At 47.8% G+C, this 21377-nt stretch carries 20 protein-coding genes and 2 other annotated features; of the genes, 14 read left to right on the forward strand and 6 right to left on the reverse strand.

The genetic code is table 11. The features are described from left to right. The first annotated feature begins 14 nt into the window (after positions 1–14). Positions 15–256: a binding site (T-box leader), on the forward strand. A 77-nt stretch (positions 257–333) separates the two neighbouring features. Beyond that, positions 334–584, forward strand: a binding site (T-box leader). Positions 585–651: 67 nt separating this feature from the next. From trpE to trpA, 6 genes are read left to right on the forward strand one after another with little or no spacing between them, the layout of a single operon-like run. After that, positions 652–2052, forward strand: coding sequence for an anthranilate synthase component I (gene trpE / locus BpJC4_RS08105; RefSeq protein ID WP_371862227.1), 1401 nt, complete (start codon positions 652–654; stop codon positions 2050–2052). Then, a complete protein-coding gene (locus tag BpJC4_RS08110) occupies positions 2033–2632 on the forward strand; it encodes an anthranilate synthase component II (RefSeq protein WP_151679627.1) in 600 nt (199 codons plus the stop codon). Before trpE ends, BpJC4_RS08110 begins: the two co-directional genes overlap by 20 nt. Further along, on the forward strand, positions 2616–3641 hold the full coding sequence (gene trpD / locus BpJC4_RS08115) for an anthranilate phosphoribosyltransferase (protein WP_151679626.1): 1026 nt from the start codon (positions 2616–2618) through the stop codon (positions 3639–3641). The genes BpJC4_RS08110 and trpD overlap by 17 nt, the downstream gene beginning before the upstream one ends. Before the next feature lies 1 nt (position 3642). Continuing rightward, the gene (gene trpC / locus BpJC4_RS08120) at positions 3643–5070 is read left to right on the forward strand and encodes an indole-3-glycerol phosphate synthase TrpC (protein WP_151679625.1); all 1428 of its coding nucleotides are present in this window, start codon (positions 3643–3645) and stop codon (positions 5068–5070) included. Beyond that, positions 5045–6250, forward strand: a complete 1206-nt coding sequence (gene trpB, locus BpJC4_RS08125; RefSeq protein WP_151679624.1) for a tryptophan synthase subunit beta — start codon at positions 5045–5047, stop codon at positions 6248–6250. The genes trpC and trpB overlap by 26 nt, the downstream gene beginning before the upstream one ends. Next, complete coding sequence (gene trpA / locus BpJC4_RS08130) at positions 6243–7034, forward strand: tryptophan synthase subunit alpha (RefSeq protein WP_151679623.1); 792 nt, start codon at positions 6243–6245, stop codon at positions 7032–7034. Before trpB ends, trpA begins: the two co-directional genes overlap by 8 nt. Before the next feature lie 206 nt (positions 7035–7240). On the opposite strand, the gene BpJC4_RS08135 is transcribed toward trpA, so the two are convergent. Then, positions 7241–7423 (reverse strand): YfhD family protein, encoded by a 183-nt coding sequence (locus BpJC4_RS08135; RefSeq protein ID WP_151679622.1) that lies wholly within the window; start codon positions 7421–7423, stop codon positions 7241–7243. Positions 7424–7503: 80 nt separating this feature from the next. After that, complete coding sequence (locus BpJC4_RS08140; protein WP_151679621.1) at positions 7504–7626, reverse strand: YfhE family protein; 123 nt, start codon at positions 7624–7626, stop codon at positions 7504–7506. Positions 7627–7718: 92 nt separating this feature from the next. Here BpJC4_RS08140 and recX point away from each other — a divergent pair, with 92 nt between their 5' ends. Next, complete coding sequence (gene recX, locus BpJC4_RS08145; RefSeq protein WP_151679620.1) at positions 7719–8510, forward strand: recombination regulator RecX; 792 nt, start codon at positions 7719–7721, stop codon at positions 8508–8510. Between the two features lie 13 nt (positions 8511–8523). Next, on the forward strand, positions 8524–8841 hold the full coding sequence (locus BpJC4_RS08150; RefSeq protein ID WP_151679619.1) for a YfhH family protein: 318 nt from the start codon (positions 8524–8526) through the stop codon (positions 8839–8841). 278 nt (positions 8842–9119) lie between these two features. Here BpJC4_RS08150 and BpJC4_RS08155 read toward each other — a convergent pair whose 3' ends face one another. Further along, positions 9120–9275: a small, acid-soluble spore protein K gene (locus BpJC4_RS08155; protein ID WP_151679618.1), complete on the reverse strand. Its 156-nt coding sequence runs from the start codon at positions 9273–9275 to the stop codon at positions 9120–9122. Positions 9276–9362: 87 nt separating this feature from the next. Continuing rightward, positions 9363–10343, reverse strand: a complete 981-nt coding sequence (locus BpJC4_RS08160; RefSeq protein ID WP_151679617.1) for a metal-dependent hydrolase — start codon at positions 10341–10343, stop codon at positions 9363–9365. 180 nt (positions 10344–10523) lie between these two features. Here BpJC4_RS08160 and mutY point away from each other — a divergent pair, with 180 nt between their 5' ends. Then, positions 10524–11621, forward strand: a complete 1098-nt coding sequence (gene mutY, locus BpJC4_RS08165) for an A/G-specific adenine glycosylase (RefSeq protein WP_151679616.1) — start codon at positions 10524–10526, stop codon at positions 11619–11621. A gap of 324 nt (positions 11622–11945) precedes the next feature. Here the strand turns inward: mutY and BpJC4_RS08170 are convergent, their stop codons facing one another. Together BpJC4_RS08170 and gltB are read right to left on the reverse strand one after the other, a co-directional pair. Next, entirely contained in the window at positions 11946–13403 is a 1458-nt protein-coding gene (locus tag BpJC4_RS08170; RefSeq protein ID WP_151679615.1) for a glutamate synthase subunit beta, read from the reverse strand. A 55-nt stretch (positions 13404–13458) separates the two neighbouring features. Then, positions 13459–18024, reverse strand: a complete 4566-nt coding sequence (gene gltB, locus BpJC4_RS08175) for a glutamate synthase large subunit (RefSeq protein ID WP_151697763.1) — start codon at positions 18022–18024, stop codon at positions 13459–13461. A 135-nt stretch (positions 18025–18159) separates the two neighbouring features. Between gltB and gltC the strand changes: the two genes are divergently transcribed. The 5 genes from gltC to ntdP all read left to right on the forward strand — a co-directional run bounded on the left by gltC (position 18160) and on the right by ntdP (position 21375). After that, the gene (gltC, locus tag BpJC4_RS08180; RefSeq protein ID WP_151679613.1) at positions 18160–19065 is read left to right on the forward strand and encodes a glutamate biosynthesis transcriptional regulator GltC; all 906 of its coding nucleotides are present in this window, start codon (positions 18160–18162) and stop codon (positions 19063–19065) included. Positions 19066–19179: 114 nt separating this feature from the next. Next, on the forward strand, positions 19180–19932 hold the full coding sequence (gene fabL / locus BpJC4_RS08185; protein ID WP_151679612.1) for an enoyl-[acyl-carrier-protein] reductase FabL: 753 nt from the start codon (positions 19180–19182) through the stop codon (positions 19930–19932). An 84-nt stretch (positions 19933–20016) separates the two neighbouring features. After that, on the forward strand, positions 20017–20241 hold the full coding sequence (locus BpJC4_RS08190; RefSeq protein WP_151679611.1) for a gamma-type small acid-soluble spore protein: 225 nt from the start codon (positions 20017–20019) through the stop codon (positions 20239–20241). 145 nt (positions 20242–20386) lie between these two features. Next, on the forward strand, positions 20387–20641 hold the full coding sequence (locus BpJC4_RS08195; protein WP_151679610.1) for a YgaB family protein: 255 nt from the start codon (positions 20387–20389) through the stop codon (positions 20639–20641). 203 nt (positions 20642–20844) lie between these two features. After that, the gene (gene ntdP / locus BpJC4_RS08200; protein ID WP_151679609.1) at positions 20845–21375 is read left to right on the forward strand and encodes a nucleoside tri-diphosphate phosphatase; all 531 of its coding nucleotides are present in this window, start codon (positions 20845–20847) and stop codon (positions 21373–21375) included. The last annotated feature ends 2 nt before the right edge of the window (positions 21376–21377 follow it).

Below are 21377 nucleotides of genomic sequence, written 5' to 3' on the forward strand. Positions count from 1 at the left end.
CAATCAATTGAAAACTCCAGGTGATGAAGAAGAAGAGTAGCCTGTATGGATTCCGAAGAGAGCCGGTGGCTGGTGTAAACCGGTGATGATGTGCAGGTGAATGGGCTTCCGAGCTTCCAAACCGAAACGATTTTGGAGTAGGCTTTGGCGAATGCCTTATCGTTACAAAAGGCAGGTATTAAGGTTTTCCCTGATACCGTCAAAGCCGGGCTGAAGAAGCCAATAAAGGTGGCACCGCGGGTTCCCCGTCCTTTACATGGATCGGGAACCCTTTTTGCGTTTAAAGGAAAAAATAAAGCAATTTTTACGATAACCAACAATATATTTTTAATAGAAAAATCGTTGAGTAAGAGGAGTATGTAAGGAAGCAGCGTCCCAGAGAGCCGGCGCGGGTGGGAGTCCGGCACGTCTGCCTTTACAGAATGGGCTTACGAGAGGTTTCCTGAAACAACAAGTAGGGAAACACGGCTTCCCCCGTTACCGGGATAGGGTATAAAAGCGGCAAATCCGTTCCGTACCCGAATGAGCGGGAAGGTTAAAAGCCTTTCAAAAGAGGTGGCACCGCGTTGGAAAACGTCCTCTATCTTTGCAGCAATGCTTGCACGGATAGAGGACGTATTTTTATTTACTTCAAATATAAAGGGGGAGCGAATGATGGAACAGATAAACTTCCAGTACAAAATTATTAAACTGAATGGCGATATTTTAACGCCGGTTATGATTTTTAAAAGATTAAATGGCAGTCGTAAATTTTTGTTTGAAAGCTCGCTGCCGAATGACAGCAACGGCCGGTTTTCTTTTATTGGAGCGGATCCGGTGAAGGAATTCATTGGGACGGCGGATGAGCTGCAGGTGATTGACCATTTGTCAGGCCGGGACGAAAAGAAAAACGGTAAGCCGCTCGAACTTATCAAAAGGCTGCTGCCTAAGCTCGATCTTCCGCTTCCTTTCCCGTTTTACGGCGGGGCGGTCGGTTATATTGGATATGACGCAATCCGCCAGTACGAAGATATCGGTGAAGTGCCGGAAGATGAAATCGGCATCCCGGATTTACATTTGATGTTGTATCAAAATGTTGTGGTTTACGACCATAAAAGCCAGTCGGTTTACCTTGTCTCTACCGGTGAAGACGGGGAGGCCATTGACAATAATCTTGCTGCCATGAAGAAAGCGATTTTTACGCAGACGGAAACAGAGCCGTTCGTTGACTACGGTCCGATCAATTTTGTTCCGTCAATCGAAAAAACAGTGTATATGCGGATGGTGGAAAAAGCGAAAAAATATATTGAAAACGGCGATATTTTCCAGGTCGTTCCTTCGCAGCGCATGAAAGGGAAAATTGATCACGACCCGTTTTATTTTTACCGGAAATTAAGAAAGGCAAACCCGTCGCCTTATATGTTTTATCTCGATTTCGGCAGCTATGTCGTCCTCGGTGCGTCCCCGGAAAGCTTGATCAAAGCAAAAGGAAGGATGGTTTACACGAATCCGATTGCAGGCACACGGCCGCGGGGGGATTCGCCGGAAGAAGACCTATATTTGGAGAAAGACTTGCTCCAGGATGAAAAAGAACTCGCCGAACATAAAATGCTAGTTGACTTGAGCCGCAATGACCTCGGCCGCGTGTGCGTGCCCGGCAGCGTTCGTGTCCATAAATATATGGTCGTTGAACGGTTCCAGTATGTGATGCACATTGTCTCGGAAGTACAGGGGAAGTTGAAAGACGGGTTCAGCGGAATTGATGCGCTTGTGTCATGCATCCCGGCCGGCACGGTATCGGGCGCGCCGAAGATTCGAGCGATGCAGATAATCAATGAACTGGAAAAGCAAAAGCGAGGCATGTACGCTGGCGCGGTTGGCTACATCAACTTTAACGGTGATATCGACTTCGCGCTCGCGATCCGCTCGCTTCTCATCAAAGACAACACCGCCTACCTGCAGTCAGGAGGAGGTATTGTGTACGATTCTGATCCGGCAAAAGAATATGATGAAACGCTAAATAAAGCAAGATCGATTTTGGAGGTGCAGACGAATGATTTTATTGCTCGATAACTATGATTCTTTCACTTACAACCTGTACCAGTATTTGTGCGAGCTTGGGGAAGAAGTGGAGGTTTTCCGGAATGATCGGATCACCATAGAAGAAATCGAGGCGCTCGCGCCGGAAGCTATTGTTTTATCGCCGGGTCCGGGTATGCCGGAAGACGCCGGGATTTCGGTCGAAGTTGTCCGGAAGCTTTACCGGAAAATCCCGATCCTCGGCGTCTGCCTTGGCCATCAGGCAATCGGCGCAGCTTTCGGGGCAAGAATCACAAAAGCAAAAGAAATCAAGCACGGCAAAACTTCGTTCATTCAGCATAACGGAAAAGGCGTGTTTGCCGGCCAGCCTGAACCGGTTGAAGTGATGCGCTACCACTCGCTTGTGATTGATAAAAAAACCGTGCCGGAAGAGCTGGAAGTTATTGCGGAATCTTTGGATGACGGCGAAATCATGGCAGTCAGACATAAAAGCGCCCCGTGCTGCGGCGTTCAGTTCCATCCCGAGTCGATCGGAACGGAAACCGGCAAACAAATGCTGAAAAACTTTTTACACGAACTTAGAAAGGATGAGCAATATGAAACCATATCTTGAAAAAATTTTATCCCAAAAAGGCCTCACGTTTGAAGAAATGCGGGAAGCATCGCGGGCGCTGTTCTCGGATGAAGTGACAGAAGGGGAAAAGGGCGCATTTTTGGCGACCTTGAGGTTTAAAGGCGAAACAGCGGAAGAAATTGCCGGGCTGGTCGAAGTGATCCGCGAAAAAGCGGTGTCGATCCCCTGCAATGTCTCCGGGCTTATGGACAACTGTGGCACTGGCGGAGACGGCAGCCACAGCTTTAACATCAGCTCGACTTCCGCATTTGTGCTTGCCGGAGCCGGGATTAAAGTCGCTAAACACGGCAACCGTAGCGTCTCCAGCCAGACCGGCAGCGCGGATGTGTTGGAGAAACTCGGCATTTCGCTGTCTTTTCCGGCTGAAGAAATTGAAAGCCTGTTAGAAAAAATCGGCATCGTCTTCCTGTTTGCGCCGAATGTCCATCCAGCCCTGAAGAAAATTATGAAAATCCGGAAAGATTTGCGGATACCGACGATTTTTAACCTGATCGGGCCACTTACGAATCCGATGAATCTGGAAACGCAACTGCTCGGCCTTTACCGCCGCGACAAGCTTGTCACGATGGCGGAAGTGCTCGGTCATCTGGGAAGGAAACGGGCACTTGTCGTAAACGGCGCTGGTTATCTCGATGAAGCTTCTTTGTCCGGTGAAAACCATTTAGCGCTTTTGGACGGAGGTAGGATCACAACATTTACGCTGTTGCCTGAAGATGTGGGGCTTCCATATTATTCAAACGAAGCAATCCGTGGCGGCGATGCACAAAAGAACAGTGAAATATTGTTGTCGGTATTAAAAGGTGAAAAAGGCCCTTACCGTGATACGGTGCTTTTCAATGCCGGGCTTGCCATATTTGCATCAGGAAAAGCGGAGACGGTGAAAGAAGGGATTAAGATAGCACAAGAAAGCATCGATTCAGGGGCAGCGCTTGAAAAGCTGCGCGCGCTCAGGAAAGCCAGCAGCAATGTGGCACGGGAGGCGATTTGATTTGACATTTTTGGAAAAAATTTTAGCCGAAAAAGAGAAAGAAGTGTCCCGCCTGAAAACATCCGGAGAAAGGTACGTGCCGGCAAACCGGGAAGCCCCTTCCCTGTATGAAACGTTTATGCAGGCGGAAAAAACATGCATCATCGCCGAAATCAAACGGGCTTCCCCTTCAAAAGGCGATATCAAAACGGTCGTCGATCCGGTTCAGCAGGCACTTGCTTACGAAAAAGCGGGTGCCGGAGCGATTTCTGTATTAACGGACGAAACCTTTTTTAATGGTACGATCAAAGATTTGAAAGAAGTAAGCGATGCGGTCCGGCTACCGGTCCTTTGCAAAGATTTTATTATTGATGAAATCCAGATCGACCGGGCAAGAGCAAACGGCGCAAGCGTCATTCTCCTGATTGTTGCGGCACTTAATCCGGAACGCCTGGAACAGCTTTATCGTTACGCGCGCGGCCAGGGGCTTGAAGTGTTGCTTGAAGTGCATACCGAACAGGAGCTAGGGACGGCGCTCCAAGTGGGTCCGGACATTATCGGCATAAATAACCGCAACTTAAAGACGTTTGAAGTGGATCTCGGCGTTGTTGAACGGCTCGCACGGAAAATCGATGATCCGGAAATCCTCATCATCAGCGAAAGCGGCATCCGCACCCGGAAAGACGTTGTTCGAGTAGAAAGAGCCGGTGCAAAAGGAATTTTAGTCGGTGAAACGCTCATGCGCTCAGGAGACCTGCTGGCAGCGGTCAAACGGCTCACCGGTGTGCCGGAAAAACGAAAAGTGAAAATCTGCGGGATTCAAACGCTTGAGGCGGCACAGGCGGCTGTTGCGGCGGGCGCCGATATGGTCGGGTTCGTTTTTGCCGAAAGCAAACGGAAAATTGAGCCAGATGAGGCGGTGCTGATTGCAAAACAATTGCCGGAAAACGTGGAAAAAGTCGGCGTGTTCGTCAATGAAACCCCTGAAAGAATGGCGGAGATTGCAGAAAGGACCTGCCTTGATTATCTCCAGCTCCACGGTGATGAAACAACGGAACAAGCGGCCCAAATCCCTTATCCGGTGATCAAAGCTTTTCCGGTTCAAACGCTTTCAGATATTGACGCATTAAAAGCTTACCGCTGCGATATTGTGCTCTTGGACAGTCCGGGTGGAAAATATCGCGGCGGAAGTGGAACAGCTTTTGAATGGGAATTGGCAAAAGATTTATCGAATGAGCGGACGGTCATGCTGGCAGGGGGGCTCTCGCCTGATAACGTTGAAACAGCGATTCTCACTGTCAGGCCGCATATCGTCGATGTTTCAAGCGGCGTGGAAACAAACGGGAAAAAAGATCCCGAAAAAATCAAAGCTTTTGTGGCAGCAGCCAAACAAGCTTTTCAAAAATTAGAGGAGCGTGACAGCTATGTTAGCATACAAACAACCCGATAAAACCGGGCACTTTGGGACATTCGGCGGAAGATTCGTGCCGGAAACACTGATGCCGGCAGTTCATGAATTGGAGAAGGCCTATCATGAAGCAATAAAAGACCCGGCCTTCCATCAGAAGTTGAATGAATTGTTGAAGCAATATGTTGGCCGCGAAACCCCGCTTTATTATGCGGAAAACTTAACAAAGCTCGGCGGAGGTCCGAAAATTTTCTTAAAACGCGAAGACTTGAACCATACAGGGGCGCATAAAATCAACAACACAGTCGGGCAGGCACTTCTGACGCTCCGGATGGGGAAAAAGAAAGTCGTTGCCGAAACAGGCGCCGGGCAGCACGGGGTAGCGACCGCCACCGTTTGCGCGCTGCTTGGACTCGAATGTTTCATTTTTATGGGTGAAGAAGATATCCGACGGCAAAAATTAAATGTCTTCCGGATGGAACTGCTGGGAGCAAAGGTTAAAAGTGTTACGCAGGGGAGCGGCACGCTTAAAGACGCGGTCAATGAAGCGCTGCGCTACTGGGTCAGCCATGTAGAAGACACCCATTATATTATGGGATCGGCAGTCGGACCGCATCCATTCCCGCAAATTGTCCGCGACTTCCAAAGCGTGATCGGGAAAGAAACGAAAAAACAGATCGTTGAACAGACCGGCAGACTTCCCGATGCGGTTGTCGCCTGTGTCGGCGGCGGCAGCAACTCGATCGGCATGTTTTATCCGTTTGTCCAGGATGAAATGGTAAAATTGTACGGCGTGGAAGCGGGGGGAGCCGGCTTTGAAACCGGGAAACACGCGGCCTCTTTAAGCGATGGCAGGCTCGGCGTTCTGCATGGCATGAAAACGTATTTGCTTCAAGATGACGACGGGCAGATCCAGGAAGCTTACTCTGTATCCGCTGGGCTCGATTACCCGGGTGTTGGCCCTGAGCATAGCTATTTAAAAGAAATCGGCCGCGTCACTTATACATCAATTAACGACGAAGAAGCGCTGGAAGCCTTCCAGCTGCTTTCCAAAACGGAAGGCATCATTCCGGCTTTGGAAAGCGCCCATGCTGTCAGCTTTGCGCTGAAACTGGCCAAAGAAATGGGAAAAGATAACTCCATTGTGATTTGCCTGTCGGGGCGCGGCGATAAAGATGTTGAAGCGGTCAGCCGCTTGCTGGGAGGGAAAAAGAATGGGTAAACAAAAATTGGAAGCGGCATTTGCAGATGTTTTAGCCCGTAATGAAAAAGCGTTTGTCCCTTATATTATGGCCGGGGACGGCGGTTTAGCGGAGACCGAAAAAAAGCTGCGGTTTTTAGAAAGCTGCGGCGCAACGGCGATTGAGCTCGGTATCCCGTTTTCCGACCCGGTCGCAGACGGCCCGACAATCCAGGCTGCCGGCCTCCGCGCGTTTAAACAAGGCACAACGGTCAAAAAAGTGCTGGACCACTTAAAAGCCCATCCGAGGCAGGTTCCGATTATTTTGATGACTTATTTTAACCCGATTTTTGCGTTCGGGATGGAAAAATTTGCAGATTCCTGCGTAGAAGCGGGCGTTGCCGGTCTGATCATTCCTGATTTGCCGCTTGAAGAAGAAGAGATCATTGCAGGGGAACTGAAAAAGCGTGGCCTTGCGCTGATCCGGCTTGCCGCGATTACAAGCCCGAAAGATCGGCTGAAAGAAATTGCCGCTCGTTCAGAAGGCTTCCTCTACGCAGTCACGGTCACCGGCACTACCGGCAGCCGCACGAGTTTCCACGACAATATCGAGGCTTATTTGGCTTACTTATCGGAAATCAGCCCGGTACCGGTGCTTGCCGGCTTCGGCGTTTCCAAACCGGAACATGTCCGCCATCTAACAAATTACTGTGCCGGCGTCGTTGCAGGCAGCAAAATTATCGAGCTTTTCAGGCAGGACGATACTGAAGCAATCCGAGAACTGATTGCAAGCGCTAAACAAACAATGGCTGATCAGAAGCTGTGACATTTTCCCACAGTTTTATACACATGAAAAACATAGGAAATTCAGGCTAATTTTAAGTTATAAACAATATCCACAATTCATACACAAAAAATGTGCACAATTTTATGCACAGACCACTGCTTTTGAAAATAGGGAAATTTAGGCATTATACACAATATCCACAAAAAGCGGGAGCCGGTCTCAGCCGGGCACCCGCTTTTGCTCCGTCAACTTCTGTTTTTTGCCCTTTTTTTCGCCGCTTCCGAACGGGCTTGCGCCTCTAAATCGTCCTGGTCGGCAAGTTCACGTGAAAATTCAATATCCTTCCCGTCGCTTTTCATGTTTTTCGGTACTTGCGGCAGTGTTGCTTTGTTTTTATCGCGCGTTTTCTGCTTATGCCCGCGGCCCATGCTGAAAACCCCTTTCAAGCATTTTGCGGAAGGCCCCGCAAGCATACTTTTTGCCCAAAAGGTTTTTCTTAAACAGGTAATTATTTGCGCCCCTTGTCCATATACCCTCCGGCACGGTCCGCTTTTTTAAATTCTCTCTGATAGGTTACTTCCTGCATGCTTCTTAGCGTGCTTTTTGTTTGGACTTTTTTGTCTTTCGGCAACTGCAAAAACCTCCTTTTTTCATTTAGTGTTCCCCGATTTAACGCTTCCTACACTTTGAATGGTAAAATAAAGAGACGAGGGAGGTATTGGTGTGCCGGTCATTACAAAAATTTCTGTTCAAAAAAACAATAAAGAACGTTACAATATTTTTCTGGACGGCCAGTACCGTTTCAGTGTTGATGAGGAAGTGCTGGCGCGGTTCCGACTTTTAAAGGGGAAAGAACTGAACGAACTCGATATCGAATCCATTCTGGCCCAGGATGAAGTCCGAAAAGGGGTCAACACTGCAATCCAGTTTTTGTCATACCGGATGCGGTCTGAAAAAGAAGTTCGCGATGATCTCAAGAAAAAGGATTTTGCACCTGAAGTCATTCAGGAAGTGATTTTAAAGCTTTATGAAATGCAGTACTTGGATGATGCGGAATTTGCCGCTAGTTATGTGCGCACACAAATGAATACGACGTATAAAGGCCCGGTTGTAATTGAAATGGAACTGCGGCAAAAAGGTATTGCGCCAGACCTTATTGAAAAAGCGCTTGAGGAATTTCATACGGAGAAACAAGTGAAGCAAGCCTATGCTTATGCGGAAAAACTGGCCAGGCAGCACGCCAGGCTTTCGGAGAAACTTTTAAAACAAAAAGTGGCGCAGGGGCTGGCAGGAAAAGGGTACCCGCCTGATATAATTGCATTGGCGATGGAAAGGCTCCATCTTGAGAAGGGGGAAAAAGAAGAGTGGGAAGCGCTTTTGGTGCAGGCGGAAAAAGCAAAGCGCAAATACCGGAATTTGTCAGGATATGAATACGGACAGAAAATAAAGCAGTTTTTATATCGGAGAGGGTTTCCGCTCGATATGATTGAACGTTATTTGCGGGAGCAGGAATAGGGGGATGGAACAAATGGAAAAAAGGTACAGCGAAATGAGCGAGTATGAACTGAAGCAGGAAATTGCACAATTGACGGAGAAAGCGCGGAAAGCGGAGCAGCTTGGCATCGTTAATGAATTTGCCGTTCTGGAGCGGAAAATTGCAATGGCCAGGTCTTATTTGCTCGATCCGGCTTCTTTTAAAAAAGGGGAAATTTACGAGATCGAAGGGGATCCTGGCGCTTATTTTAAAATCGACTACATTGAAGGCGTATTTGCCTGGGGTTACCGGATCAGCGGCGGTAAACCGATCGAAGCCCTGCCGATCTCGATGCTGAAAGAAGTGAAATGAGGTTTTAAGGAGTGGATGTAGGAAAGCGGGACGGCAGGAATAAGCATGGCGGGCGCTAAAGGACAAAATGAGGCGGAATTGATGCCGGAAGGACAAAACGAGTTGAACCGGCCTGAGAAATGTCTTTTATAAGGGCCTTAAGACAGTTTGAAAGTTTTAACATGAGCGAATTGGTCTTTTCGAGACCCTAATAAAAAATGAAAACTCCCAATCGGATCAGCAGCAGAACAGGGGTTGCCAAAAGCAATGATCCCTGCTTTTTAACAGCCCTTTTTGCCCTACTGCCCCCGGTGGCTTGAAGCGTGCATGCGTTCCTGCGGATGGGTGTTGGTTGTGCCGTCCGCGCGCTTTGAAGCATATTCAGCTTTTGCGCGCGGCTCACCTTCAAATTTATTGTCACGATGAAACGGGAATCCTTTTTCTTTATTGCGCATGTTACAGCCCTCCTATAATAATAACCGGTACGGGAAAAGCCCCCGCACCGGTTATTATGCGTATTTTGCAACATAAGGAAACGCACCTTATCTTGGCACGACATCAAGTTTTTTCTTCAATTTATCCTTATTGAAAATCCAGCCGGTATAGGAACCGGTAATTTCCAGATCCTGATTGAGCTTGACAACGGCAACGAACGGATAATGGCCGTTTGTCCGGTAACGCAGGTCGGTAAAACGGACCTGGTAGCCGCCCTCATACTCTTTTACCTGCCAGCTGTAAACAGGGGAAAAACTCAGGAAAGACGATAAGTTTTTATCCTGTTTTGCCGCCTGCAAAATGTCATTTTCCGGTACAGGCAGCCGTTTGAATTTATCCAGCACGGTAATATCTGATTTATATGCTTTTGCAACATAATAAGCATCTTTCGTTTTCACCGCAATTTTCCACTGGTTAAAACGGATTGTTGGTGAAATAATGATATTTTCCGCGTCCGGGATAATGGCCAAAACGGCTTTTTTTACATCGTGACGGGCCAGGAATTTGGCGATATAATATAGGAATATAATAAAATACATGGCCAGAAAAGTTGCGCCCGGCTGTGCCCCAAGCGCCCAAGCGACCAAGCCGATGACATGGATTGTGAAAATGAAAGGGTCAAACGTATTGATCACACCAAGAGCAACCCATTTATAAGTAAACGGGCGGAGTGCCTGCGTTCCGTACGCGTTGAAAATATCAACGAAAACGTGCAGGAAAACGGCTAAAAACGACCACAACCACAAATGGAGCGCGTCAGTTCCCGGGAAGAAGATGCTGAGTACAGCCGTAATGGCGAGCGGCCACAGCAAAACGGCGGGAACGGAGTGGGTAACGCCGCGGTGGTTGCGGATGTAAACCGCATTATTTTTAAACTTCAATACCGTATCAATATCCGGTGCCTGTGAACCTAAAACCGTGGCAATAAGTACGCTGTGAAAATGAACCGCATCTTGTGCAACTACAGGGTCTAATGTTGCCAAACCACCGAGTGCAAATCCCATTACAACATGGGTTCCTGTATCCAATCTTATTCCTCCTAAAAGTGGTTCTGGTCCTGTTGTAAAGCGCTAATTTCTTTCATTATGCCTTCATCATATGGTAAATTAAAAAGAATTGCAACAGTTATGAGTAATACAATACAGTATTTTCTCGTTTATATTTTTCCCATCAAAAAGCGGATGTAACAATCATTTGGAGGATGTAAAGTGGAGAAAAATTTACCAATCGATTTTACAGGTTTTGATATACATGCCTTTCAAAAGGATTTAATTTCCTGGTTTGAAAGGGAAATGCGGGATCTTCCATGGCGGCGCGACAGTGATCCTTATAAAATTTGGGTGTCGGAAATCATGCTGCAGCAAACAAGGGTGGATACTGTCATCCCTTATTTTCAGCGTTTTATGGAAAAATTTCCGACGCTAGAAGCGCTGGCGGATGCGGATGAAGATGAAGTGTTAAAAGAATGGGAAGGGCTTGGCTACTATTCACGTGTCCGAAACCTGCACACTGCCGTGAAAGAGGTACAGGAAAAATACGGCGGTACTGTGCCAAAAACGCCTAAAGAAGTGGCAAAGCTGAAAGGGGTGGGGCCTTATACTGCCGGCGCGATTTTAAGTATTGCGTACGGCCAGCCGGAACCGGCAGTGGATGGCAATGTCATGCGGGTGCTTTCAAGAATTTTATCCGTATGGGAAGACATAGCCAAGCCTTCATCACGGAAAATTTTTGAAGATGCCGTACGAAAACTGATTTCACATGAAAACCCGTCTTTTTTTAACCAGGCGTTAATGGAGCTGGGGGCGCTTGTTTGCACGTCAAAATCACCGTCATGTCTGCTTTGCCCCGTCCGCGACCATTGCCGGGCATTTGCTGAAGGAACAACAGAAGTGCTCCCTGTTAAATCAAAAGGAAAAAAACAAAAACAGATCCAGCTGGCTGCAGCGGTACTGGAGGATGGAGACGGCCGTATTGTGATTCATAAACGGCCGGGTAAAGGTCTGCTTGCAAACATGTGGGAATTTGTCCAAACGGAAGAAAGCTCCTTCTTGCCGGCAAGGCAGGTGCTGAAAGATTATCTTTCTGAGGAATTCGGAATAGAAGCTGAGCTTGAAACGGATTATTTTACAGAAATCCGCCATGTATTTACCCACTTAATTTGGGATATTCGTGTTTACCGCGGAAAGATAAAAAACCGGGTAGAGGGAACGGATGAGTTGAAATGCGTACCGGCGTGGGAAATTGAAAAGTACGCATTCCCGGTCTCACATCAAAAAATTTGGAAAGCTTACCGGGCGTTAAAATAACGCGGGATGGTCGAAAAAGGTTAGTCAGCGTGATGTAGAATAAATGTTGGAAAATTGGCATGCCATAAAACTGCTCAAATAGTGTACATTCATAACTTACCAATGAAGCAAAATACAATAGAACAAAAAATCAGTTATTTTTCGAAATTCAGCTTGGAAAACCTGCCTACGAAAGCCATTCATTAGGTTTTCGCCACGGATTCAGGAAAATATAAGGATGAGGGTTAATTTAAGTGTTTCCATTTATTCATATTTGTTTTCATACAAAAAAGGGGTTGCCTATAACCGTCTTACAGGCTATGGGCAACCTCTTTAATTTTAATGTTAAACAGACGGTAGCTGGGCGGCAGCGGTTTTTTGCGCAAGATACAATTCAATTTCTTTTGCTGCTTTTTTTCCTTCCTGCATTGCCCAGACGATGAGGCTTGCGCCGCGTTTCGCATCCCCTGCGGCAAAGACGCCTTCACGGTTCGTTTGAAAGCTTCCCGGGCGTGTTTGAATGCGCCCGTTTTGGAGTTCTGCGCCCGCCGCTTTGGTAGGATCAACACCCTCAAATCCGATTGCGATCAGGACAAGATCCGCTTTCCAAAGTTGCTTCTCCGCAACAGGCTCATCTGTGAAAGGAACGGTGAGGAGACCGGTGACTTCATCGTCTTCATTGCCGAGAAATTCTGTTGTTTGGATATAATATTTCCGCGGGTCTTCCCCGAACGCTTTAAACGTTTCTTCGTAAGCATAATCCAACGTAAACAGGGATGGGTTAACAGGCCACGGCTCATGTTCCGGGCGTTCTTTCGGTAGTTCGCCGTGTTTGCCAAATTGTACAACACTTTTACAGCCCTGGCGGATGGCTGTTGCCACGCAGTCCGCACCGGTGTCCCCGCCGCCGATCACAATCACTTTTTTGCCTTTCGCTGTAATGCGGGGTTCACCGTTGCCGCCGTTATCCAGCAGGTGTTTTGTGCTTGTTTTCAAATATTCCATCGCCGGATATATACCTTTCAACCCGCGTCCCGGAATGTCTATTTCACGCTGCTTTTCCGCGCCGATGCAGAGCAGGACAGCGTCATATGTTTCCTGAAGCTCTTCCAAGGTAATATCTTTTCCGATTTCCGTATTGGCTATAAATTCGATGCCTTCAGCCTGAAGTAGGTCAATTCTGCGCTGAACATACTGCTTTTCGATTTTCATGTTCGGAATTCCGTACATTAACAGCCCGCCAAAGCGATCTTCTTTTTCAAAAACTGTCACATCATAGCCGGCTTGGTTCAAATCATCGGCTGCCGCCATACCGGCAGGTCCGCTTCCGACAACAGCCACTTTTAAGCCATTCCGTTTCAGCGGGATTCTCGGCTTTACCCAACCTTCTTTATAGGCGCGGTCAATGATCGCTTTTTCAATGCTTTTAATGGTGACCGGCTCACTGACCAGCCCGGCTGTGCATGACCCTTCGCACGGGGCGGGGCAGGCGCGGGAAGTAAATTCAGGGAAATTATTAGTCAAAAGCAGGCGGTAGTATGCTTCTTCCCATTTTCCCTGAGCGGCAAGCGTGTTCCATTCCGGAATTAAATTGTAAAGAGGGCAGCCGCTCGTTTGCCGGCCGATTAATTCCCCCATCTGGCAAAACGGGGTGCCGCATTCCATACAGCGGGATGCCTGGATTTTCAGTTTCTCTTCCGGAAAAGGTTTTTGGTACTCTTTCCATGTTGCGATCCGTTCGAGTGCATCGATTTCTTTCGGCTTTTCACGTTTTTGGTCAATAAAGTCTGTCGTTCCGCGCATGTCTCACACTCCCAACAAATCCATCCGACGGCTGACGGATGAATATTGATTATCGTTATTTTGCTTTAGTCGGAAAAGCTGCTTCTTTTTCGATTGCCGGCAGGCTCTTCCCGGATTTTTTAAATTCAAATGCAGCCAGTTTTGCTTCGTCAAGCGGCATTTGCTGATCCTGGAAGTATTGGATCAGTTCCATCATCGCTTTATATTCGCGAGGCACAATCTTCACAAACTGATGCAGAGACCATTCCCAATTTTTCAAAATACGTTTTGCAATCGGGCTGCCGGTATATTGGTAATGTTTCTGGATCATATGGTAAAGTTCGCGCATGTCTTCATCGGCTTCGGCGTCTTCAACGCTGACAAGTTCCTGGTTAACTTGCGATAAAGCTTCATCTTCGCCCATAATGCCGGTGTAGATATAGGCGATTCCGCCGGACATTCCGGCAGCAAAGTTTTTGCCGATGGAACCGAGCACGACAACGCGTCCTCCTGTCATGTATTCACAGCCGTGGTCGCCGATTCCTTCTACGACGGCATGCACACCGCTGTTGCGGACACAGAACCGCTGGCCGGCTGTTCCGCGGATGTATGCTTCACCGGAGGTGGCACCGAAGAAAGCGGTATTCCCTATAATGGCCTGTTCTTCATTATGCAGCCATCCGTTTCCTGGTTTAACAATGATTTTTCCGCCGGATAACCCTTTGCCGACATAATCGTTTGCGTCGCCTTCAAGATATAAGGTGAGGCCTTTTGGAATAAACGCTCCAAAGCTTTGGCCGGCGGAACCGTTCAGGTTAATTTGGATAAAATCTTCCGGCAGCCCGCGGTCACCGTATTCTTTTGTAATGATATGGCCCAAAGTGGTGCCAATTGCCCGGTCTGTATTGCGTACAGGCAGGGTAATGGCTGCCTTTTGCTTGTTCCGTACGGATATGGAAAGATGTTGCAATTCACGGCTGTCAAAACGTTCTTCCATTTTATGGTTTTGGGTGGTTTTTCCTTGTACGGAAAGCGGTGTTTCGTTTGCTTTAAACAATAGTTTATCGAAATTGAGCTGTTTTGCTTTCCAATGGTTTTTCACTTCGTCTTTCATTTTTAACAGGCCCGTTTCGCCGACAAGTTCATCGAGACTGCGGTAGCCGCATTCAGCCAAAATTTCACGGACTTCTTCTGCGATAAAGCGCATATAATTGACGACATGTTCCGGTTTGCCCATAAAATTGGCACGCAGTTTCGGATTTTGCGTGGCAACCCCGACCGGGCATGTATCAAGATGGCAGGCGCGCATCATGATGCAGCCGAGCACGACAAGCGGTGCGCTGGAGAAGCCGAATTCTTCGGCACCGAGGCAGGCGGCAATGACAACATCCCTTCCGGTCATCAGCTTACCATCCGTTTCCAGCACCACGCGGTTGCGCAAGCCATTCAGCGTTAATGTTTGATGGGTTTCAGCGAGGCCGAGTTCCCAAGGCATGCCGGCATGTTTGATGCTTGTTTGCGGGCTGGCTCCGGTGCCGCCGTCATGTCCGCTGATCAAAATCGTATCGGCGAGGCCTTTTGCCACGCCTGCCGCAATCGTTCCGACACCTGCTTTTGACACGAGTTTTACGGAAATGCGGGCGCTCGGGTTTGCGCTCTTCAAATCATAAATGAGCTGTGCCAGATCCTCAATCGAATATATATCATGATGAGGAGGAGGCGAGATTAAACCGACGCCCGGCGTGGAGCCGCGCACTTCCGCGATCCATGGATATACTTTTGAGCCCGGCAGCTGTCCGCCTTCGCCCGGCTTAGCGCCCTGGGCCATTTTAATTTGGATTTCATCCGCTTCGGTCAAATAAAGACTTGTGACGCCAAATCGGCCGGAAGCAACTTGTTTGATGGCGCTCCGCCTGAAATCCCCGTTGGCATCGCGCACGTAGCGTTCTTTTTCCTCTCCACCCTCGCCGCTGTTGCTCTTTCCGCCGATGCGGTTCATAGCAATGGCGAGCGCTTCGTGGGCTTCTTTGCTCAATGCACCGTAAGACATTGCACCTGTCTTAAATCTTTTCCAAATGGATTCCACCGGTTCCACCTCATCAATTGGGATCGGTTTCCGGTTGCTTTTGATCGTTAGCAGGCTCCGGATCGTCGCGTAAGGCCCGTGGTGGTACATTTCGGAAAACCGGCGGTACAATTCTTTATTGTTCGTCCGTGCCGCCTGCTGGAGCGTGTACATCATTTGCGGGTTAAATAAATGGTACTCGCCGTCTTTCCGCCACTGCAGTTCGCTGCCCGGATCGAGCGCTTTATTGTAATGGAAAAGGATTTCCTGGGCTTTTTCATAACGTTTATAAGACTCCATGCCGATTTCTTCAAGCCCGATGCCGCCGATTTGCGATACGGTACCGGTGAAGTAGCGGTCCACAACACTTTCTGCGATGCCGAGCGCTTCGAATGTTTGCGCGCCACGATAGCTTTGCAGCGTCGTAATCCCGACTTTTGTCATGATTTTGACGACGCTTTTCTTGATAACTTTCAAGTAATTTTCGCTTGCTTTTTTAAATGGCAGGCTGATATGCCCTTCTTCGATTAAGCCTCTAATCGTTTCAAGCGCAAGATATGGATGGATGGCATCCGCGCCGTACCCGAGCAAGGCGGCCATATGGTGCGCATCCCTGGGTTCCCCGGAATCGAGGACAAGGCTTGCTTTCGGCCTTGTGCCGCGGCGAATCATATGCTGGTGCACGGCCGACACGGCAAGCAAGGACGGGATCGGAACGGCGCTTTGGCCGACTGCACGGTCGGAAAGGATTAGGATTTCCGACCCTTCTTCAATTTTTTCGTCCACCAGCTTAAGCAACTGTTTCAGTGCCTGTTCAAGGCTTGTATCAGGCGAATGGTAAGCAGGGAGGACAGCAGCTTTCAGACCCTGGTTTTGTATGGCATGAAATTTTGCCGTGCTTAAAAACGGATGTTCCAATTGGATTTTTTTATGGGTGGTATCATCGTGCCCGTCAAGAGAGACTTGCGGACCTAGCCATGTGACCGTTGAAAGGACGCAGGCTTCGCGGATGGAATCGATCGGGGGATTCGTGACCTGCGAGAAACTTTGTTTGAAATAATGGAACAAAAGCTGCGGGCGTTCCGACAGTACCGCGATCGGCGTATCAACCCCCATCGCCCCGATCGGTTCCTTCATTTCCTGCGCCATTGGCACTATTGATTTCGTTAATTCTTCGTAAGTGTAGCCGAATAAAGTTTGCAAATAAGAAAGTTCATTTTTTTCCAGCTGGGATGCGGCCGGTATTAAATGTTTGTCTGCCGGCAGTTTGATCACGGATTCTTCGAGATGGTCCGCATATGGTTTTTCCAGGCTGATCTGCGCTTTTAATTCATCACTCGGGATCAGCATGCCTTTTTCAAGATCCACAAACAAAAGCTGTCCCGGTTTTAAATGGCGGCGTTCTTTTACATTTTCCGGTTCAACGTCAACAACGCCGACTTCAGAAGCAAAAATGATCTTATCGTCATTTGTAATATAGTAACGGGCAGGGCGCAATCCGTTCCGGTCAAGCACCGCCCCGATTTGTTTTCCGTTTGTAAATTCCAGCGCCATCGGGCCGTCCCATGGTTCCATGATCTGGCTGTGGTATTCATAAAATGATCTTAAATATGGCGGAAGGTCTTCGCTGCTTTCCCACGGCTCCGGCACCATCATCATAATGGCGTGCGGAAGGGAGATGCCGTTCATCGTCAAAAATTCAAGCACATTGTCAAAGATCGCGGAGTCCGATCCGCTCGCGTTGATCACGGGTTGGACTTTTTCCAGTGCTTCAAGATCCAGCTGATTAGCGAATAATGGGATTTTCGCGTTAAACCAGTTGACATTGCCTTTAATCGTATTGATTTCGCCGTTATGGGCGATCATCCGGTTTGGATGGGCCCTTTCCCAGCTCGGGAAAGTATTGGTGCTGAAACGGGAGTGGATCAGCGCCAACGCCGATTTGAATCGCCCATCCTGCAGGTCAACGTAAAATAAAGGAAGCTGATCTGCAGAAAGCATGCCTTTATAAACAATTGTTTGATTGGAAAAACTGGCGGCATAAAAAGAAGAACTAAATTTGTTCTCCACCAGTTTCCGCAAAATATAGACATTTCTTTGAAAAACCGATTCTTTCGTGTTATCGTTTGAAGAAGAGACGAAAATCTGAACGATGTGCGGCCGTGATTCTTCCGCCTGCCGGCCAAGTATACCCGGATTTACAGGCACATCGCGCACACCGAGGACGGAAAGGCCGAGAGAAGAAGCCTGCGTTTTAAATTCGACCAGTATTTCGTTTCGGGCGTGCGGATCATGTGGTAGGAAGAGCATTCCTACAGCATACTCCCCTTTTTTCGGAAGGGTGAAGGAACATACGGCTTCAAAGAACTCATGCGGAATTTGCATTGAAATGCCGGCGCCGTCGCTCGTTGTTTCATCTGCATTTTTACCGGCACGGTGATCCAGCCTTCTCAGCATTTCCAGAGCGGTTGTGATAATCTCATGAGACGCGCGGCCTTTAATATCCGCGTAAAAGCCGATGCCGCATGCATCATGCTCATATTCTGATCGGTAAAGTCCATAATGTTGATTATTCATTGCTTCACATTCCTTCCATTAATCAGCTCGAGTCCGAAAAGTAAGATTATTTTAAATTTTACCCTCTTGTTATTCTTTCTTACAATATATTATTAAGATGAAATTAATCTCATTTTGAGAATGGTGTGATGGCGAATGGAATTAAGGCAGTTAATTTACTTTATTGAAGTTGCAAAAAGGGAGCATGTGACAAGGGCGGCAGAAGACCTTCATGTCGCCCAGTCGGCGATCAGCAGGCAAATCTCTTTGCTGGAAGCGGAGCTCGGCGTCACCCTGTTTTTGCGTGAGGGAAGAAATGTCAAGCTGACGCCGATCGGCAAAGTATTCCTGGAACATGCCGAAAAAGTTGTGAATGAAATCAATAAAGCAAAGCAAAGAATGAATGAATTTTTGGATCCAGATACGGGCCATGTCCGTCTCGGCTTTTCTACCGGCCTGTCGGTGCAGCCGTTTTCGGCGCTGCTCGCGCAGTTCCGGAAAATGCATCCGAATTTGCAGTACCAGTTCGTGCAGGGCACCCCAAACTATTTAACTCGGTTAATCGAAAACGGGGAGCTTGATTTGGCCATCTCTTCCCCTGTTCCCGATAATCATCCGGCTGTGGCCGGAGAAATTTTATATATGGAAAAGCTGATGCTACTTTTCCGCCGCGACCATTGGCTTTCGGGCCAGGAGTTGATCCGGCTCTCCCAGCTGAAATCCGAACATTTTATTACGTTCCGGTCCGGGTTTTTAATCCGGGAAATGCTCGTGTCCGCATGCCAGCAGGCCGGTTTTGAACCTGCAATTGCTTTTGAAGGCGAGGATATGGAGACCATTAAAGGGCTCGTAGCAAGCGGAACGGGTGTTGCAATACTTCCGGAGCCTGCGCTATTATTTAATTTGTCTAAAGAAATCGTAACGGCTGAAATCAGCGATACCCAATTTATGCGCCCGGTTGGCGTGATGGTTCCGAAAAAAAGGGAAATTGCGCCGTCTGAAAAAAAGTTATATGAATTTTTAAAATCATTTTACGACAGGCTGAACCGGTTTCAAAGATAATTTTTTTAATAAAACTGTTCAATTGGTTGCGGATGTGCGGTGCCCCCGGAAAAAAAGCCGATTTTCGGGGAAATCAACTGCAGCCTTTGAAAATACGTAGGGAAGGTGTAATCCATGGCAAATAAAGTGGCACTTGTAACAGGGGCAAGCCGCGGCCTCGGCGGAGCAATCGCGCTTGATCTTGCAGAGATGGGCTATGATCTTGTGATAAATTATGCCCGGAGCCGGTCTAAGGCGATGGAAGTTGCCGAAGAAATTGAAAAACGGGGGCAAAAGGCGCTGCTCGTGAAAGCGAATGTCGGTGATGTGAAAAAAATTAAAGAGATGTTTGCGCAAATTCAGGATACATACGGCAGGCTTGATGTGTTGGTGAATAATGCCGCGTCCGGTGTCCTGCGCCCGGCGATGGAACTGGAAGAGCGGCACTGGGACTGGACGATGGATATCAACAGCAAAGCTTTTTTATTCTGCGCCAGGGAAGCCTCCAAATTGATGGAAAAAAACGGCGGCGGCAAAATCGTAAGCATAAGCTCATTAGGTTCAATCCGCTATATAGAAAATTATACGGCTGTCGGCGTCTCGAAAGCGGCGATCGAAGCGTTGACGCGCTATTTGGCGGTTGAACTGGCCCCGAAAAATATTTGCGTAAATGCCGTATCGGGCGGCGTTTTGGATACCGATGCACTCAGCCATTTTCCAAACCGCGAAGAGATGCTAGAAGATGCGCGGAAAAACACGCCGGCGGGGCGGATGGTTGAAATCGGGGATATGGTCAAAGCGGTGCGGTTTTTCATTTCGGATGATGCGTTCATGATCCGCGGGCAGACGATTATTGTTGACGGGGGCCGGTCGTTGCTGTTGAATTAAGTACATTTCCTTTTTTTGTAATGTTTGATTGAAAGGATAATTCGTTTCGCCTCTGGTTACATTATACTCGTGGAGGTGATAACGATGGCAAAAAACTTCAACAAAGCTGCCAAAGGAAATTTCGGTTCTGAATTTGCCAGCGAAACAAATGCGCAGGAAGTAAAAAAGCAAAATGCGCAATCTGCTTCCGGCCAAGGATCTTTCGGTTCTGAATTCGCAAGCGAAACTGACGCTCAGGAAGTAAGAAAGCAAAACCAGCAATCTGAAGCGAAAAAATCGCAAAATGCTGGACAATTCGGCCAGCAATAACGCGATACAAAGGGGCATCCGGTTCGGGTGCCCCTTTTTTGCATTTGTCGCCCCGGCATTCGACAAAAGCAGTCAAAGGAGTTTTACCCGACGTCCAGAATATGTGTTATTGAAAAGTTAAATTTGTCCTTTTGGGGGGAATCGTATGATGGGAGAATTTAATCGGCTTGTGGTGCAGCAAATGGATACGATGGACAAACTGCTGTATTTGCAATCGGAAATAGAAAGATGCAGGAAAATCGAATCGGAACTGCTGAAACTTGAGGAAGAAGCTAAAGCGGACGACTTACTCGCGGAAATTAAAAGGATGAATGAAGAATTGCACGAAATCCAAAAAGTTTTTGAAACGCAGACGGCGGAATTGATCCGCGTTTACCGGAGCTCGAAAATCTGCACTTAAACAATCCTATTCAAAATAGGGTTGTTTTGTTTTAAAAATTTCCAATAACCGTTATAATAAATAAAAAATAACCTGTTCCGTTCCATAATATACATAAGAGCTTGCCCCGGCCGTTTCCGGAGTGGATGCTGTCGGCCATTTGTTCCAAAACCCCTGTACGGGCGGGGGTTTACATAAACAATCATGAAAGTAGGCATGAGATTATGGGGATTCCGTCTGAAGGTGATAAAATACAAATACAAAGCTATAAGCATAACGGCCATATTCACCGTATATGGGAAGAAACAACCGTTTTGAAAAGCACAAAGACATTGGTGATTGGCGCGAACGACAGGACGCTTGTGACCGAGTCGGACGGAAGGACATGGATAACGAGGGAACCTGCGATCTGCTACTTTCACGCGGACCATTGGTTCAATATTATTGGAATGATTCGCGCAGACGGGGTCTATTATTACTGTAATTTGGGTTCCCCGTTTGTTTACGACAGCGAAGCGCTGAAATATATCGATTATGATTTGGATATTAAAGTATATCCGGACATGACGTTTACCCTGCTGGATGAGGATGAATATGAGTACCACCGCAAAAAAATGGGCTATCCAGATGTTATAGACCATATTTTAAAGCGGAATGTGGACATCCTCATTCACTGGATCCGTCAGCGGAAAGGCCCGTTCAGCCCGGACTTTATCGACATATGGTATGAGCGCTATTTGACCTATTTGCGTTAAAG

Source organism: Weizmannia acidilactici, assembly GCF_008974185.1.
Classification (GTDB): Bacteria; Bacillota; Bacilli; order Bacillales; family Bacillaceae_C; genus Weizmannia; species Weizmannia acidilactici.

What these genes read in the sequence shown, in the direction of transcription:
- trpE (WP_371862227.1), top strand. Translation starts at nt 652, where the DNA reads ATGATGGAACAGATAAACTTCCAGTACAAAATTATTAAACTGAATGGC.
- BpJC4_RS08110 (WP_151679627.1), top strand. Translation starts at nt 2,033, where the DNA reads ATGATTTTATTGCTCGATAACTATGATTCTTTCACTTACAACCTGTAC.
- trpD (WP_151679626.1), top strand. Translation starts at nt 2,616, where the DNA reads ATGAAACCATATCTTGAAAAAATTTTATCCCAAAAAGGCCTCACGTTT.
- trpB (WP_151679624.1), top strand. Translation starts at nt 5,045, where the DNA reads ATGTTAGCATACAAACAACCCGATAAAACCGGGCACTTTGGGACATTC.
- trpA (WP_151679623.1), top strand. Translation starts at nt 6,243, where the DNA reads ATGGGTAAACAAAAATTGGAAGCGGCATTTGCAGATGTTTTAGCCCGT.
- BpJC4_RS08135 (WP_151679622.1), bottom strand. Translation starts at nt 7,423, where the DNA reads ATGGGCCGCGGGCATAAGCAGAAAACGCGCGATAAAAACAAAGCAACA.
- BpJC4_RS08150 (WP_151679619.1), top strand. Translation starts at nt 8,524, where the DNA reads ATGGAAAAAAGGTACAGCGAAATGAGCGAGTATGAACTGAAGCAGGAA.
- BpJC4_RS08155 (WP_151679618.1), bottom strand. Translation starts at nt 9,275, where the DNA reads ATGCGCAATAAAGAAAAAGGATTCCCGTTTCATCGTGACAATAAATTT.
- BpJC4_RS08170 (WP_151679615.1), bottom strand. Translation starts at nt 13,403, where the DNA reads ATGCGCGGAACGACAGACTTTATTGACCAAAAACGTGAAAAGCCGAAA.
- gltB (WP_151697763.1), bottom strand. Translation starts at nt 18,024, where the DNA reads ATGAATAATCAACATTATGGACTTTACCGATCAGAATATGAGCATGAT.
- gltC (WP_151679613.1), top strand. Translation starts at nt 18,160, where the DNA reads ATGGAATTAAGGCAGTTAATTTACTTTATTGAAGTTGCAAAAAGGGAG.
- fabL (WP_151679612.1), top strand. Translation starts at nt 19,180, where the DNA reads ATGGCAAATAAAGTGGCACTTGTAACAGGGGCAAGCCGCGGCCTCGGC.
- BpJC4_RS08190 (WP_151679611.1), top strand. Translation starts at nt 20,017, where the DNA reads ATGGCAAAAAACTTCAACAAAGCTGCCAAAGGAAATTTCGGTTCTGAA.
- BpJC4_RS08195 (WP_151679610.1), top strand. Translation starts at nt 20,387, where the DNA reads ATGATGGGAGAATTTAATCGGCTTGTGGTGCAGCAAATGGATACGATG.
- ntdP (WP_151679609.1), top strand. Translation starts at nt 20,845, where the DNA reads ATGGGGATTCCGTCTGAAGGTGATAAAATACAAATACAAAGCTATAAG.